Raw genomic sequence first — 15,444 nt, 5'->3', positions numbered from 1 at the left:
CCCGACGGTCACGACCCGCTAGATCGCGGTCATGACGTGCTTCACGCGGGTGTAGTCCTCGAAGCCGTAGGACGACAGGTCCTTGCCGTAGCCGGACTTCTTGAAACCGCCGTGCGGCATCTCGGCGACCAGCGGGATGTGGGTGTTGATCCAGACGCAGCCGAAGTCCAGGCGGCGCGACATCCGCATGGCGCGGGCGTGGTCCTTGGTCCACACCGAGGAGGCCAGCGCGTACTCGACGCCGTTGGCGTACTCGACGGCCTGGTCCTCGTCGGTGAACTTCTGCACGGTGATGACCGGGCCGAAGACCTCGTTCTGGACGATCTCGTCGTCCTGGTTCAGGCCGGAGACGACGGTCGGGGCGTAGAAGTAGCCCTTGTCGCCGACCCGGTGGCCACCGGCCTCGACCTTGGCGTGGGCCGGCAGCCGCTCGATGAAGCCGGTGACCTGCTGCAGCTGGTTGGCGTTGTTCAGCGGGCCGTACAGCACGTCCTCGTCGTCCACGCCACCGGTCTTGGTCTCGGCCGCGGCCTTGGCCAGCGCCTCGACGAAGGCGTCGTGGATCGACTCGTGCACCAGCACGCGGGTGGCGGCGGTGCAGTCCTGGCCGGCGTTGAAGTAGCCCGCCACGGAGATGCCCTCGACGGCCTCGGCGATGTCGGCGTCCTCGAAGACCACGACCGGGGCCTTGCCGCCCAGCTCCAGGTGGACGCGCTTGACGTCCTTGGAGGCCGACTCGGCGACCTGGATGCCGGCCCGGACGGAGCCGGTGATGGAGGCCATCGCCGGGGTCTTGTGCTCGACCATGAGCTTGCCGGTCTCGCGGTCGCCGCAGATGACGTTGAAGACGCCGGCCGGCAGGTCCAGCTCCTTGAGGATGCCGCCGATGATCTCGGCCAGCAGCACGGTGGAGGCCGGGGTGGTGTCCGAGGGCTTCAGGACGACGGCGTTGCCCGCGGCGAGGGCCGGGGCGAACTTCCAGACGGCCATCATCATCGGGTAGTTCCACGGTGCGACCTGGGCGCAGACGCCGACCGGCTCGCGGCGGACGATCGAGGTCATCCCGTCCATGTACTCACCGGCGGCCTTGCCCTCCAGCAGGCGGGCGGCGCCGGCGAAGAAGCGGATCTGGTCCACCATCGGGCCGATCTCCTCGGAGAGGGTCAGCGCGCGGGGCTTGCCGGTGTTGCGCACCTCGGCGTCGACGATCTCGTCGGCCCGGGCCTCGACGGCGTCGGCGATCTTGAGCAGCAGCTTCTGCCGGGTGCTCGGGGTGGCATCGCGCCAGATCGGGAACGCGGCGGCGGCGGAGGCCATGGCGGCGTCCACGTCCGCGGCGCCGGACAGCGGCGACGTCGCGTACACCTCGCCGGTGGTCGGGTCCACGATGTCGAGCGTGCGGCCGTCAGCCGCGTCGACGAACTCACCGTTGATGTAGTTGCGCAGCGTGCGAAGGTCGCTCACGGATCTCTCCTCGGTCTGGGCCTGCGGCTTTGCAGATTCCGGCGCCATGGTACGTCGGCGGATCCGACGTACGAAGGGTGCCGAGTGGCCGGCCCCGAAAGGGCGCGGTCCACTGGTGGCGGTACGCGCGGCACCTCGCAGGGCCGCGCGCGTACCGTGCCAGGGTAGCCGCACGACTGCCGTTATCGACAGGTGGAACGCGCGGGAGCGATGAAATCCGTATGCGTTTTCCAAGATCACAACGAAATCAGCAGTTTCCACGCTTGCGAACGCGGGCCCGATCGGGCACAGTGGCCGCGTGGCCAACCGCGACCGGAACGCCAGCGTTCCCCTCGACGCCGCCTCCAAGGCGATCATCGAGCAGCTCCAGGAGGACGGGCGACGCCCGTACGCCGCCATCGGCAAGGCCGTCGGCCTGTCCGAGGCGGCCGTGCGGCAGCGCGTCCAGAAGCTGCTCGACCAGGGCGTGATGCAGATCGTCGCCGTCACGGACCCGCTCACCGTCGGCTTCACCCGCCAGGCGATGGTCGGGATCCGGGTCGAGGGTGACATCGAGCCCGTCGCCGACGCGCTGGCCGCCCTCGACGAGGTCGACTACGTGGTCTGCACCGCAGGCTCGTTCGACCTCCTGGCCGAACTGGTCTGCGAGGACGACGAGCACCTGCTCGAAATGATCAACAAGCGCATCCGCGCGCTTCCCGGCGTGCGGAGCACCGAGAGCTTCGTTTACCTGAAGCTCCGGAAACAGACCTACACCTGGGGCACCCGATGACAGCCGACCCGGCGCAGAAGGACCTTTCCAAGACCGCCTACGACCACCTGTGGATGCACTTCACCCGCATGTCGTCGTACGAGAACTCCCCCGTGCCGACGATCGTCAAGGGCGAGGGCACCTACATCTGGGACGACAAGGGCCGGAAGTACATCGACGGCCTGGCCGGCCTGTTCGTCGTGCAGGCCGGTCACGGCCGCACCGAGCTCGCCGAGGTCGCCGCCAAGCAGGCCAAGGAACTCGCGTTCTTCCCGATCTGGAGCTACGCGCACCCCAAGGCCGTCGAGCTGGCCGAGCGCCTGGCCAACTACGCCCCGGGCGACCTGAACAAGGTCTTCTTCTCCACCGGCGGCGGCGAGGCCGTCGAGACCGCCTGGAAGCTCGCCAAGCAGTACTTCAAGCTGATCGGCAAGCCGACCAAGTACAAGGTCATCTCCCGCGCCATCGCCTACCACGGCACCCCGCAGGGCGCGCTGTCGATCACCGGCCTGCCGGGCCTGAAGGCCCCGTTCGAGCCGCTGGTGCCGGGCACCCACAAGGCCCCGAACACCAACATCTACCGCGCCCCGCAGTACCTGGAGGGCCCCGACGGCACCGTCGACCCCGAGGCCTACGGCCGCTGGTGCGCCGACCAGGTCGAGGAGGCCATCCTCTTCGAGGGCCCCGAGACCGTCGCCGCCGTCTTCGTCGAGCCGGTGCAGAACGCCGGTGGCTGCTTCCCGCCGCCGCCCGGCTACTTCCAGCGCCTGCGCGAGATCTGCGACCGCCACGACGTGCTGCTGGTCTCGGACGAGGTCATCTGCGCCTTCGGCCGTCTCGGCACCATGTTCGGCGCCGACAAGTTCGGCTACGTGCCGGACATGATCACCTGCGCCAAGGGCATGACCTCGGGCTACTCCCCGATCGGCGCCACGATCATCTCGGACCGCATCGCCGAGCCGTTCTACAAGGGTGACAACACCTTCCTGCACGGCTACACCTTCGCCGGCCACCCGGTCTCCTCGGCCGTGGCGCTCGCCAACCTCGACATCTTCGAGCGCGAGGGCCTCAACCAGCACGTGCTCGACAACGAGTCGCGCTTCCTGGGCACCCTCAGCAAGCTGCGCGACCTGCCGATCGTCGGCGACGTCCGCGGCAACGGCTACTTCTACGGCATCGAGCTCGTGAAGGACAAGGTCACCAAGGAGACCTTCAACGACGAGGAGACCGAGCGCGTGCTCTACGGCTTCCTCTCGAAGGCCCTCTTCGACAACGGCCTGTACTGCCGCGCCGACGACCGTGGCGACCCGGTCGTCCAGCTGGCCCCGCCGCTGATCTCCGACCAGTCGACCTTCGACGAGATCGAGCAGATCCTGCGGACCAGCCTCACCGACGCGTGGGCGAAGCTCTGATCCCCTGAGCCCTCTTCCCCACCCTCCGCCGAAGGGCGGTCCCGCTCCCCGCGGGGCCGCCCTTCGGCGTTCCGCGCTCACCGGCTTCGCGCTCGTGGGCGTTCCGCACCCTCCGCGTTCCGCAAACTTCGGCGTTCCGCAACCGGAACATCACAGTCGTACGACCAAACATGCCTGAATGCGGGTGATTTGCCCGTGATGGACCAGTGCGCCGCAACCGCGGCCCGCCCCTGTCGTTCTAATCTGACGACTGTCATATCCCTGCGGCCACCCAGGATGGAACCTGATGTCAGCGGCACCGCCTGACAACGACGTGCTGTGGGCCCGAGGGATCGTCAAGTCCCATCACGGCACCCCCGCCCTGCGCGGTATCTCGATCGGCGTCCGCGAGGGCGAGGTGCTCGCCGTCACCGGCCCGCGCGGCTCCGGGAAGAGCACCCTGCTGGGCTGCCTCTCCGCCCAACTCCCGGTCGACGAGGGCGAGGTCTGGTTCAACAGCGCCCCCGTGCACACCCTCGCCCGGTCCGGCCGCGAACGGCTGCGCCGCGACCGCTTCGGCTTCGTCGGCTCCGAACCGCACCTGGTCCCCGAGCTGACCGCCCGGGAGAACGTCGCCCTGCCACTGCTGCTCGCCGGAGCCGGCAACAAGGCCGCCTACACCGCCGCCGACGAGTGGCTGGAGCGCCTCGACGTCGGCGACTTCGCCGGGCAGCGCCCCGAGCGGCTGGTCCAGAGTCAGCGCCAGCGGGTCGCCGTCGCCCGCGCCCTGGCCCCGCTGCCGCCCGTGGTCTTCGCCGACGACCCCACCGCCCCGCTGCACCGCGAGGCCGCCGACCAGGTCATGCGGATACTGACCAGCGCGTCCCGCTCGCACCAGCTCACCCTCGTCCTCGCCACCCACGACCCCGAGCTCGTCCGGTTCGCGGACCGCTCCGTCGCCCTCGTCGACGGACGGCTCACCGCCCCCGCCACCCCCGTCCCGCGCGGCGCCGCCGCGTCCGGTGCCTCCGGAGCGACCGCCGTCACGGCAACCCGCCACTGACGACGCCGAGCCGCTGAAAGAGTCGACGTGTTCTATCTCCGTCTGGCCCGGGGCTACCGGGTGCCCGACCTGGGCCGCTGGCTGCTCACCGCGCTGGCCGCCGCCGTGGTCGCAGCCTTCCTGCTGCGCTCCCTCGGCCGCGCGATGAGCGCCCCGCTCGGCGGCGCCGACCCGCTGGTCCGGCTGCTCTGGTGCCTGCCCCCGCTGGCCGCCGTCGCGTGGTTCGCGGCCGTCGCCGCCCGCGCCGTGCCCGCCCGGCGCCCCGAGCGGATCGCCGGCCTCACCGCCGCCGGGGCCGGCTCCCGCCGGATCCGCACCCTGATCGCCGGCGAGGTCGCCCTCGCCTGCACCCTCGGCAGCGTGCTCACCCTGCTGGTCTTCCTGGTGCTGCGCAACGACATCGCCGGGCCCTCGCTCGCCCCCGACCTCGGCATGGGCGTGCCGCTGCCGGCCGCCGCGCCGGTCACCCTGCTCGCCCTGGTCCCGGTCACCGCCGGGATCGCCGCCGCCTGCGCGGTGCCCGTCACCGAGAACCTGCCCGGCGGACGCACCCGCCGCCGCAGCGGGTTCGGCGCCTGGCGGATCGCCCTGCCGATCGGGCTGGTCGTGATCGGCGCCGCGCTCGAACTCATCGCCCTGCGCCCCGGCGCCGCCGCCGACGGCCGCCCGGTCCACCTGCCCGCCGGGCTCGGCAGCACCAGCACCGCCGCCCTCGGCGGCTGGGCGGCGAGCGCGCTCGGCCTCGCCCTGCTCACCGGACCGCTGCTGGCCTGGGCCGGACGGCTGCTGGCCGTCGGCCGGCCCACCCCACTGCGACTGCTCGCCGGACGCGGGCTCACCGCCCAGGCCCCGCGCCTCGGCGCGCCGCTGGCCGTCCTCGCCCTCACCGTCGCGCTGGTGCTCACCACCGTCCGCTACTGGATCGGCACCCCCGACAGCGCCGACGCACTGCCGGCCGTCGAGGCCTGCCTGGTGCTCGGCTGCGCGGCCGCCGCGGTGGTCTCCCGGCTGGCCGAGGTCCGCACCGACCGCCGCGACGTCACCGAAGCGCTGCTGCGCCTCGGCACCTCACCCCGGCTGCTGTTCGGCGCGGTCGCGCTGCGCACCCTGGCGGCCGGCACCACGCTGCTGCTGACCGGCGGCGCGACCGCCGCCCTGGCGGCCGCCGGACTGCGGTAGGGCCCGCCCTCGAACCCGCCGCCGTACGGGCGGGGGTCGGGGACGGGCCCTTGAGCGGTCGGTCCTGCCGGACTAGCCGGCCGCGGCGAGCTGGCCGCAGGCGCCGTCGATCTCCTGGCCGCGGGTGTCGCGGACGGTCGTCGGCACGCCGTGCGACTGCAGCCGCCGGACGAACTCGCGCTCGTCCTCGGGCCGGGAGGCGGTCCACTTGGAGCCCGGGGTCGGGTTCAGCGGGATCAGATTGACGTGCACCCGGTGGTTCTTGATCAGCCGGCCGAGCAGGTCGGCCCGCCAGGCCTGGTCGTTGATGTCCTTGATCAGCGCGTACTCGATGGAGATCCGGCGGCCGGACTTCTCCGCGTAGTTCCAGGCCGCGTCCAGCACCTCGGCGACCTTCCACCGGGTGTTCACCGGCACCAGCTCGTCGCGCAGCTCGTCGTCCGGGGCGTGCAGCGACAGCGCCAGGCGGCAGCTGAGGCCCTCGTCGGCGAAGCGGTGCATCGCCGGGACGAGCCCGACGGTGGAGACGGTGATGCCGCGCTGGGACAGGCCGAAGCCGTCCGGCGCCGGGTCGGTCAGCCGGCGGATCGCGGCCAGCACCCGGTTGTAGTTCGCCAGCGGCTCGCCCATGCCCATGAAGACGACGTTGGACAGCCGCGCCTCGCCGCCCGGGATCTCGCCGGTCTTCAGCGAGCGCATCCCGGCGGCGATCTGCTCGACGATCTCGGCGGTGGAGAGGTTGCGGGTCAGCCCGGCCTGGCCGGTGGCGCAGAACGGACAGTTCATGCCGCAGCCGGCCTGGGAGCTGATGCACATGGTGACCCGGTCCGGGTAGCGCATCAGCACGGACTCCACCAGCGTGCCGTCGAACAGCTTCCACAGCGTCTTGCGGGTCGCGTCGTCGTCGCACGAGACGTGCCGCACCACCGACATCAGCTCGGGCAGCAGGCTCCCGGTGAGCTTCTCCCGGCTGGCGGCAGGGATGTCCGTCCAGCCCGCCGGGTCGTTCGACATCCGGCCGAAGTAGTGGTTGGACAGCTGCTTCGCGCGGAACGGCTGCTCGCCCAGCTCGGCGACGGCCTCCTTGCGCTCGGCGGGGCTCAGGTCGGCGAGGTGTCGCGGGGGCTTGGCGCCGCGCGGCGCGACAAAGGTGAGTTCTCCGGGCTTAGGCATGGTTGTTCCAGTGTCGCAGACGCGCGAGGGCCCCGGACGCCGGGCGTCCGGGGCCCTCGCGGGCACTGCGCGGATCAGGTGCCGACGAAGGCGGCCAGGAGCAGCCAGACCACCGGCGCGGTCGGCAGGAGCGAGTCCAGCCGGTCCATGATGCCGCCGTGGCCGGGCAGCAGCGTGCCCATGTCCTTGATCCCGAGGTCGCGCTTGATCATCGACTCGCCCAGGTCTCCCAGGGTCGCGGTGACCGCCGCGCAGCCGCCCAGGATCAGGCCCTGCCACCAGCTGCCGCCGTCGATGATCAGCTGCATCAGCAGCGCGCCGGCCAGCATCGACAGGCCGATGCCGCCGGCCAGGCCCTCGCGGGTCTTGCCGGGGCTGATCGTCGGGGCCAGCTTGGTCCGGCCGAACTTGTAGCCGACGGCGTAGGCGCCGGTGTCGCTGCAGATCGTGACGATCAGGAAGAGCACGATCCGCTGGGGGCCGTCGTCGGCCGCCAGCATCATCGCCACGAAGGTGGCCAGGAACGGCACGTAGAAGGCGGTGAACACCCCTGCCGTTATGTCCCGCAGGTAGTTCTCGGGCGGCTCGGCCATCCGCCAGACCATCACTGCCAGCCCGGTCAGTGCGAGCGAGGCCGCGGCCCACTGGATCCCGGACCAGTAGCCGGTGGCGACCATGGCGATGCCGCCCGCGACCAGCGGGATCAGCGGCGCCTTGATCTCCTTGCGCTCGGCGAGCCGGCTGGTCAGCTCCCAGACGCCGACCGCGACGGCGGCCATCACGACGACCAGGAACAGCGCCTTCACCACGAACAGCGAGGCGACGATCACCGCGCCGAGGCCGACCCCGACGCCTATGGCGGCCTGGAGGTTACGGCCTCCGCGCTGCTTGCGCGGCTGCGGCTGCGGGTCGGGCTGGGCGGCCACGGGTGTCTCCTGCCCTGGGTGGGACGACGGCACGAAGTGGGGCTGCCCGGCCGCCGGGTGGCTGGGCGGCGGCGCGGGATGCACCGGAGCCCCCGGGTACGGCGGGGTGCCGTGGCCGGGGGCTGGGGCGGCGTCGTCGGATATCGCGCGCAGCACGACCGTCTCCGTCACGCCGGACGGCGGGGTCCCGGGCTGCTCGTCCCGGAAGAGCGGGCCGCTCAGCCGGCCGGCCTCCCGGGCCGGGCCCTCGGCGGGGTCGACCGGACCACCTGCGTCGGGCCGACCCGCAGCCGGACCGCGACCGGGCGGACGGTGGCCGGACGGGCCGTGGCCGGGCGGACGGTAGCCGGACGGACGGTGGCCGGACGGGCCGTGGCCGGGCGGACCGCCGAGGCCCGGCACGCCCGGGAGCGGGCCGGGGTCGGCCGGTACGGGAGGCATGACCTGAGTCTCCTCCGCGTCACCGCCCCAGTACACCGGAGGCTGCTGCGAGTGATCCGAACGGAGGCCCTGGTCCGCCGGGACGGCACCCGGCCCGCCCGGGGACATGCCGTGGCCGCCCGGGTGGTCGGGGTGGTGTCCCCGGACCGGCGCCGAGGGCTGCTCGCCGTACCCCGGCGCCGGGTGGGCCGGGGTACGGGGTGCCTGCGGCTGCGGCGCCGGGCGGTAGGGCTGGAACTGCTGGTCGGACGGGCCCCAGTAGCCGGGGGCGTCAGGGGCGTCGTTCATCAGACCTCAAGCAGCTCGGATTCCTTGTGCTTCAGCAGCTCGTCGATCTGGGCCACGTACCGGGCCGTGGTGTCGTCGAGCTCCTTCTCGGAACGGCGGCCGTCGTCCTCGCCGACCTCGCCGTCCTTGACCAGCTTGTCGATGGCGTCCTTGGCCTTGCGGCGCACCGAACGGATCGAGACCTTGGCGTCCTCGCCCTTGGTGCGGGCGATCTTGATGAACTCCCGGCGGCGCTCCTCGGTGAGCTCCGGCAGCACCACGCGGATGATCGAACCGTCGTTGGACGGGTTGACACCCAGGTCGGAGTCGCGGATCGCCTGCTCGATGGCCTTCAGCGCGGTCTTGTCGAACGGCGAGACGACCGCCATCCGCGGCTCCGGCACCGAGAACGAGGCCAGCTGGTTGATCGGCGTCTTGGCGCCGTAGTACTCGGCGACGATCTTGGCGAACATCGCCGGGTGCGCACGGCCGGTGCGGATGGCCGCGAAGTCGTCCTTCGCGTGGGCGACGGCCTTCTCCATCTTCTCCTCGGCTTCGAGGAGGGTCTCTTCGATCACTGTGGTCTCCCTGTCCGGTTCATCTGCGGTTGTTCCGACCGGTGTCGGAGCGGCGGCCGGTCGCGGCTCCCGCACCGTCCCGTACGGCTGGTTGCTGCTCAGGCCCGGACAGAATCCTGGCTGATGAGTGTGCCGATCTTCTCACTCTTCACCGCACGCGCGATATTGCCCTCCGCCAGCAGTTCGAAGACCAGCATCGGGAGGTTGTTGTCCTTGCACAGCGTGATCGCGGTGAGGTCGGCGACCTTGAGGTCGCGCGCGATGACCTCGGAGTACTCCAGCGCGTCGAACTTGACCGCGTCCGGGTTGGTCCGCGGGTCGGAGTCGTAGACGCCGTCCACGCCGTTCTTGCCCATCAGCAGGACGTCGGCGTGGATCTCCAGCGCGCGCTGGACGGCCGTGGTGTCGGTGGAGAAGTAGGGCATGCCCATACCCGCGCCGAAGATCACCACGCGGCCCTTCTCCAGGTGCCGGACGGCGCGCAGCGGCAGGTACGGCTCGGCGACCTGGCCCATGGTGATGGCGGTCTGGACCCGGGTCTCGATGCCCTCCTTGACCAGGAAGTCCTGCAGCGCCAGGCAGTTCATGACGGTGCCGAGCATGCCCATGTAGTCGGACCGGGCCCGGTCCATGCCGCGGACCTGCAGCTCGGCGCCCCGGAAGAAGTTGCCGCCGCCGATGACCACCGCGACCTCGGTACCGGCGCGGACGACCGTGGCGATCTCCCGGGCGATCGCGTGCACGACGTCCGGGTCGACGCCGAGCCCGCCACCACCGGCGAAGGCTTCACCGGACAGCTTGAGCAGCACCCGGCGGCTCGTGCCGGCCTTGGGGTCCTGCGCGGTCTCCTGCGTCTCCTGCATGGACTTCTCCTTTTTGCACCTACTGGTCACAGGCGCGGGTGTGCGGATGCCCCGCCTGCGCGTACACGCGAGGAGGCCACTGCCGCGGGAACCGGTTCGGTGTCCTGCACGGCAATGGCCTCCTCGTCGTTCATGGTGCCGACGCGAGCCCGCCCGTGGGCGGATGGCGCTGGGTGAGCCCGTTCGGCGTCCCGCCCTGGTCAACGGGCGGGGGCGATTCCCAGCCTAAGGGGGCCGGGAACCCGGTGGAACGTGGCTCAGGCGCCGACGCGGAAGCGGGCGAAGCGCTTGAGGGCGACGCCGTTCTCCTCAAGGACCTTGGCGACGGTCTTCTTGCTGTCCTTCGCGAAGGCCTGCTCCAGGACGGAGTTCTCCTTGACGAAGCCGGTGACGCGGCCCTCGACGATCTTCGGCAGGGCGGCCTCCGGCTTGCCCTCCTCGCGAGCGGTGGCCTCGGCGACGCGGCGCTCGTTCTCCAGCGCGTCGGCCGGGATCTCCTCGCGGGACAGGTACTTCGGCGCGAAGGCGGCGATGTGCTGCGCGACGTCCTTGGCGACCTCGGCGTTCTCCTTGTCCAGCTCGACCAGGACGCCGACGGCCGGCGGAAGGTCGGGGCTGGTCTTGTGCAGGTAGACCGCGACGAAGCCGTCACCGTCGAACTGGGCGAAGCGACGGAAGACGATCTTCTCGCCCAGGGTCGCGTTGGCCTCGTCCACGAACTGCTGGACGGTCTTGCCGGCCTCGATCTCGGAAGCCAGGGCGGCGTCCAGGTCGGCCGGGGCCGTCTTGGCGACGTGGGCGGCGATCGCGTCGGCGACCTGGACGAAGTTGTCACCCTTGGCGACGAAGTCGGTCTCGCAGTTGAGCTCGACCAGGACGCCGGACTTCTTGTCCTCGGCGATCAGCGCGGCGACGGCGCCGTTGGAGGCGTCACGGCCCTCGCGCTTGGCAACGCCCTTCTGGCCCTTGATGCGAAGGAGCTCGACGGCCTTCTCGACGTTGCCCTCGGCCTCGTCCAGGGCCTTCTTGCAGTCCATCATGCCGGCGCCGGTGAGCTCACGGAGCTTCTTGACGTCCGCGGCGGTGAAGTTCGCCATGGTGTGAATCTCTTCTCGCGTCTCGCGTGTCTGCGTGGAGTGGCGCCGGGACCGATGGTTCGGCCCCGGCGCGGGAGAGAGGGGCACCTGCCGGCGTCGTACCGGCGGGTGCCCCTCACCCTTGGTACGTCAGGCCTGCTCGGCCGGAGCCTCGGCGGCCGGAGCCTCGGCGGCGGCGGGGGCCTCCTCGGCCTTCTTCTCGCCCTCGATGAGGTCCTTCTCCCAGTCGGCCAGCGGCTGGTCGGCGCCCGGCTCGGCCTTGGCGTCGCCCTTGGCGACACCGGCGCGGGACTTCAGGCCCTCGGCCACGGCGTCGGCGATCACGCGGGTCAGCAGGGTGACGGAGCGGATGGCGTCGTCGTTGCCCGGGATCTTGTAGTCGACCTCGTCCGGGTCACAGTTGGTGTCGAGGATGGCGACGACCGGGATGTTGAGCTTCCGGGCCTCGCCGACCGCGATGTGCTCCTTCTTGGTGTCCACGATCCAGACGGCGCTGGGAACGCGCTGCATGTCGCGGATACCGCCGAGGGTCTTCTCCAGCTTGTCGTGCTCGCGCTGGAGGACCAGGAGCTCCTTCTTGGTGAGGCCGGAGCCGGCCACGTCCGAGAAGTCCAGCTCGCCGAGCTCCTTCAGGCGCTGCAGGCGCTTGTAGACGGTCGAGAAGTTGGTCAGCATGCCGCCGAGCCAGCGCTGGTTCACGTAGGGCATGCCCACGCGGGTGGCCTGCTCGGCGATGGCCTCCTGGGCCTGCTTCTTCGTGCCGACGAAGAGGACGCTGCCGCCGTGGGCAACGGTCTCCTTGATGAACTCGAAGGCGCGGTCGATGTAGTTCAGCGACTGCAGGAGGTCGATGATGTAGATGCCGTTGCGCTCGGTGATGATGAAGCGCTTCATCTTCGGGTTCCAGCGGCGGGTCTGGTGACCGAAGTGGACGCCGCTCTCCAGCAGCTCCCGCATCGTGACGACGGCCATTGCCGTGCTCCTCAGGTGTTACGGCCCGGCGGCGGCAGCTGGTCTCAGCGATCGCCCGCAGCCGGGTCAGTCTCGGTTTGTCCGTGGCGGCCAGGTGACAGCCACGCCTGACGCCCCGAACGTGCCGAGCCGCTCCGACCCGCTCGGCCGGAGGCCGATCGGGCTCGGCGGACCGAGCGGCACTCGCACCTGGCGGGGCTGCGGAAGAACCGCGTCCGACCGCCGGTGGCGGGGCGTGCGAAGTCGACCCGGCGGACCGGGTCGCGTGTGAAGTGTACGGGAAGCGCCGAGCGGCGGGCGACTTCACGAGCGGCCGGAGGCCCGCCGAGCACTGGGAAGAGCCTGGGAGCGGCTGGGCCGGGCGGTATCGGCGGTGGCGGTGACGACGGTGCTGTGGCGGTGGCGGCGGAGGGCGCAGCCGTGGTGGTGGCGGTCCCGGCAGCGGTGGTGGCAGCTGCTGCGTGGGCGGCTGAGTCGGCGGCGCGGGGACGAGTCCGCCCGCCGGTCGACCGCCTGCCCGCGGCCCGTCGCGGATATGCCGCCTGTACACCGGATGGCGGGGTTCGTACACCCGTTTGGGGGACGTCGGCCGGTCGCGGGAGCGTTTTGTCCACAGGAATCCGGATTCGGGTGGCGCCGGGCGCGGCCGGGCGGCGAGCCTTCGCGCATGACTGCTCGTGGGTGGTGCGTCGGGGTTCGGCGACTGGTCGCCGTGGGGGTGGTACTGGGGGTGGTGGGCGTGCTCGGGACACCGGCGGCGGGTGCGGGCCCCGCTGTGGGGCTCTCGGCCGACGGCTCCGGGAGCGGCTCGGTCGGGGGCTCCGGAGGTGACTCGGCTGACGGCGGCTCCGGTCCGCGCGGGACGCGGGCGTGGCCGCTGGGCGGGCCCGGGGCGCTCCTGGGGCGCTTCGATCCACCCGCGAAACCCTGGGCCGCCGGACACCGCGGGGTGGACCTCGCCGCCGAGAACGGGGCGGAGGTACGGGCGGCGGCGGCCGGGGTGGTCACGTTCTCCGGACTGGTGGCGGGCCGTCCCGTGGTCACGGTCACCCACCCGGGCTCGGGCACTCCCCCGCTCCGGACCACCTACCTGCCGGTCACCGGCGTCCTCCCGACCGGCACCGCGGTGGCCGCCGGAGAGGTGATCGGTCGGCTCGCCCCGGACGGGCGGCACTGTGCCGCGCGTGCGTGCCTGCACTGGGGACTGCTACGCGGCGGGCGCTACCTGGACCCGCTGGCCCTGTTCGGTGCGGGCGCGGCACGGCTCCTGCCGCTGCGCCCGGGGCCTCCGCAGGACGAACGGCCGGTCACGCCCGGCTGAGGCCGTGCAGCGCGAGGGCGACGGCGGTGTCCGCGATCTCCTCGGGGCTCTCGGTCAGGCAACCGGTGCGCGCGGTGGCCGCCTGCTCGGCTCGGCGGACGGCCGACTCCACGACCCCCTGCAGCAGTGCCGCGGCGAGCCGGGGCCGCTCGTGGCCCAGGTCCTCCAGCGCGCGGACGACCAGGCCGGCCAGCCGGCCGTGGGCCGCCCGGATCCGCTCGCGCGCGGCCTCGTCGAGCTCCAGCGCCGAGATCGCCACGACCGCGCGGTGACGCGGGTCGGCCGCCAGCGCCAGCTGGCCCCGGACGTACGCCTCGATCCGCCCGGCGGCGGTGTCGCAGCTCTCCATCCCGGCCTCGATCTCGGCCGCCCAGAGCGGGAAGTCCACCTCGCACAGCGCCTCGACCACGGCGGCCCGGGAGCGGAAGTACTCGTAGACCGAGGAGCGCGCCAGCCCGGTGCGCGCAGCGAGCGCGGGGAAGGTCAGGGCCTCCTTGCCGCCCTCGGTGAGCAGGGTGCGGGCAGCGTCGAGGAGGGCTGCCCGCTGCAGCTGGCGATGCTCGGCCACCGTGGCCGCTCGGATCTTCGGCACGCTCCCACTGTACGGAGCCCTACGCGCGGCCGATAAGGCGCCGCGCATGAGGAGCCGGCGCGGGCGCCGCCCCGCAGGCCCGACCCGGGCAGCCGCAGGCGATCCCGGCAGTCCCGGGCAGGCCCGGCGGCCGCGCTGCCGAGTCGGCGCGCGACCGGATCCGCGCGCTAGCGGACGTCCGAGAGCTTGGCGCGCAACTGGAGGACGGACTTGGTGTGGATCTGGCTCACCCGACTCTCCGTCACCCCCAACACCTGCCCGATCTCGGCGAGGGTGAGACCTTCGTAGTAGTAGAGCGTCACCACGGTCTTCTCCCGCTCGGGCAGGGTGTTGACCGCCTGGGCCAGCAACCTGCGAAGCTCGCGATCCTCGGCCACCTCGACCGGGTTGTCCGCGCCATGGTCCTCCAGGGTGTCCACCAGGCTCAGCCGGTCGCCGCCCTCCCCCACCGGGTGGAGCAGCTCGTCCAGCGCGACCACGTTGGCGAGCGACAGCTGGCTGAAGATGGCGTGCAGGTCCTCGATCGCGATGCCCATCTCGGCCGCGACCTCGGGGTCGTGCGGCGTCCGGCGCAGGCGGGCCTCCAGCGTCGCGTACGTCCGCTCGACCGCCTTCGCCTTCTGCCGCACCGAGCGCGGGATCCAGTCCAGGGCGCGCAACTCGTCGATGATCGCGCCGCGGATCCGGCTGATCGCGTAGGTCTCGAACTTGATGGCGCGGTCGATGTCGAACTTCTCGATCGCGTCGATCAGCCCGAAGACCCCGGAGGAGACGAAGTCCGCCTGCTCGACGTTGGAGGGCAGACCGACCCCGACCCGCCCCGCCACGTACTTGACGAGCGGTGAGTAGTGCAGGATCAGCTGCTCGCGCAGCCGCTGGTCGCCGGTCTCCTTGTAGGAGCGCCAGAGTTCTTCGAGTGCGCTGCGACCCCGGGCCGCGGCGTCCCGGCCGGCCTGCCCGGTGTCGCCGGGCGGGTCGGCGGGAGCGCCCACCGGCACGTCGGCGGCACGGACCGCCTCGGCCCCCCGGGTCGCCTCCACGGGCTGGCCTGGCACCACCGTCGGCCGGCCGCCCTGCCGCGACAGGCCTCCCATCGTCCCCGCCGACTTGGAGGGGAACTCGGTCGAGGGGCGCCGCTCGGTCCGCGGCCCTCCCGAGGACCGAGCGCCACCGGTCACTCTGTGTCCGGGAATGTGTGTGGGCATGCGTTGGTCTGCGCCGTTCTGCCGAGTCATGTGCTGATAGGGAAGGCATGTGGAGCGTAGCGTGACCGACTCACTGCAAAGCGCTACCGCCACTCGGTCGTCCCCCGATCCGGTGGCGTTCACTCACCGGATCCGGGCACACGAGCGGAAGGACCGGATCA

At 71.9% G+C, this 15,444-nt stretch carries 14 protein-coding genes; 5 read left to right on the top strand and 9 right to left on the bottom strand.

What is annotated here, in order from left to right; all coding sequences use genetic code 11:
• Positions 1-18: 18 nt before the first annotated feature.
• Positions 19-1,512 (bottom strand): gamma-aminobutyraldehyde dehydrogenase, encoded by a 1,494-nt coding sequence (locus tag ACZ7KX_RS36025; protein ID WP_470330175.1) that lies wholly within the window; start codon positions 1,510-1,512, stop codon positions 19-21.
• A 250-nt stretch (positions 1,513-1,762) separates the two neighbouring features.
• Here ACZ7KX_RS36025 and ACZ7KX_RS36020 point away from each other — a divergent pair, with 250 nt between their 5' ends.
• From ACZ7KX_RS36020 to ACZ7KX_RS36005, 4 genes are all read left to right on the top strand, one after another.
• Entirely contained in the window at positions 1,763-2,236 is a 474-nt protein-coding gene (locus tag ACZ7KX_RS36020; RefSeq protein ID WP_030306695.1) for an Lrp/AsnC family transcriptional regulator, read from the top strand.
• Positions 2,233-3,627 carry an aspartate aminotransferase family protein gene (locus ACZ7KX_RS36015; protein WP_350524569.1) on the top strand — a complete coding sequence of 465 codons (1,395 nt, stop codon included), beginning with the start codon at positions 2,233-2,235 and terminating at the stop codon, positions 3,625-3,627. The genes ACZ7KX_RS36020 and ACZ7KX_RS36015 overlap by 4 nt, the downstream gene beginning before the upstream one ends.
• 286 nt (positions 3,628-3,913) lie before the next feature.
• The gene (locus ACZ7KX_RS36010) at positions 3,914-4,669 is read left to right on the top strand and encodes an ABC transporter ATP-binding protein (RefSeq protein ID WP_470330174.1); all 756 of its coding nucleotides are present in this window, start codon (positions 3,914-3,916) and stop codon (positions 4,667-4,669) included.
• Between the two features lie 27 nt (positions 4,670-4,696).
• Complete coding sequence (locus tag ACZ7KX_RS36005; RefSeq protein WP_470330173.1) at positions 4,697-5,848, top strand: hypothetical protein; 1,152 nt, start codon at positions 4,697-4,699, stop codon at positions 5,846-5,848.
• 72 nt (positions 5,849-5,920) lie between these two features.
• Here the strand turns inward: ACZ7KX_RS36005 and rlmN are convergent, their stop codons facing one another.
• The 6 genes from rlmN to rpsB form a co-directional block, all read right to left on the bottom strand.
• Positions 5,921-7,021, bottom strand: coding sequence for a dual-specificity RNA methyltransferase RlmN (gene rlmN / locus ACZ7KX_RS36000; protein ID WP_350524572.1), 1,101 nt, complete (start codon positions 7,019-7,021; stop codon positions 5,921-5,923).
• Between the two features lie 74 nt (positions 7,022-7,095).
• On the bottom strand, positions 7,096-8,388 hold the full coding sequence (locus ACZ7KX_RS35995; protein WP_470330188.1) for a phosphatidate cytidylyltransferase: 1,293 nt from the start codon (positions 8,386-8,388) through the stop codon (positions 7,096-7,098).
• Between the two features lie 287 nt (positions 8,389-8,675).
• On the bottom strand, positions 8,676-9,233 hold the full coding sequence (gene frr / locus ACZ7KX_RS35990) for a ribosome recycling factor (protein ID WP_350524573.1): 558 nt from the start codon (positions 9,231-9,233) through the stop codon (positions 8,676-8,678).
• A gap of 98 nt (positions 9,234-9,331) precedes the next feature.
• Positions 9,332-10,096, bottom strand: coding sequence for a UMP kinase (gene pyrH / locus ACZ7KX_RS35985; RefSeq protein ID WP_350524574.1), 765 nt, complete (start codon positions 10,094-10,096; stop codon positions 9,332-9,334).
• Between the two features lie 257 nt (positions 10,097-10,353).
• Positions 10,354-11,193 carry a translation elongation factor Ts gene (tsf, locus tag ACZ7KX_RS35980; protein ID WP_470330172.1) on the bottom strand — a complete coding sequence of 280 codons (840 nt, stop codon included), beginning with the start codon at positions 11,191-11,193 and terminating at the stop codon, positions 10,354-10,356.
• A gap of 129 nt (positions 11,194-11,322) precedes the next feature.
• On the bottom strand, positions 11,323-12,165 hold the full coding sequence (gene rpsB / locus ACZ7KX_RS35975) for a 30S ribosomal protein S2 (protein ID WP_329929693.1): 843 nt from the start codon (positions 12,163-12,165) through the stop codon (positions 11,323-11,325).
• A gap of 949 nt (positions 12,166-13,114) precedes the next feature.
• On the opposite strand from rpsB, the gene ACZ7KX_RS35970 reads away from it, so the two are divergent.
• Complete coding sequence (locus tag ACZ7KX_RS35970; protein ID WP_470330171.1) at positions 13,115-13,486, top strand: M23 family metallopeptidase; 372 nt, start codon at positions 13,115-13,117, stop codon at positions 13,484-13,486.
• On the opposite strand, the gene ACZ7KX_RS35965 is transcribed toward ACZ7KX_RS35970, so the two are convergent.
• Together ACZ7KX_RS35965 and whiG are read right to left on the bottom strand one after the other, a co-directional pair.
• On the bottom strand, positions 13,473-14,054 hold the full coding sequence (locus ACZ7KX_RS35965; protein ID WP_470330187.1) for a TetR/AcrR family transcriptional regulator: 582 nt from the start codon (positions 14,052-14,054) through the stop codon (positions 13,473-13,475). The genes ACZ7KX_RS35970 and ACZ7KX_RS35965 overlap by 14 nt on opposite strands.
• 191 nt (positions 14,055-14,245) lie before the next feature.
• Positions 14,246-15,118 carry an RNA polymerase sigma factor WhiG gene (whiG, locus tag ACZ7KX_RS35960; RefSeq protein WP_470330170.1) on the bottom strand — a complete coding sequence of 291 codons (873 nt, stop codon included), beginning with the start codon at positions 15,116-15,118 and terminating at the stop codon, positions 14,246-14,248.
• Positions 15,119-15,444 lie beyond the last annotated feature (326 nt).

Source organism: Kitasatospora sp. NPDC038210, assembly GCF_055600605.1.
The sequence above is the reverse complement of the archived record's forward strand: the minus strand, read 5'-3'. Positions and strand labels throughout refer to the sequence as shown.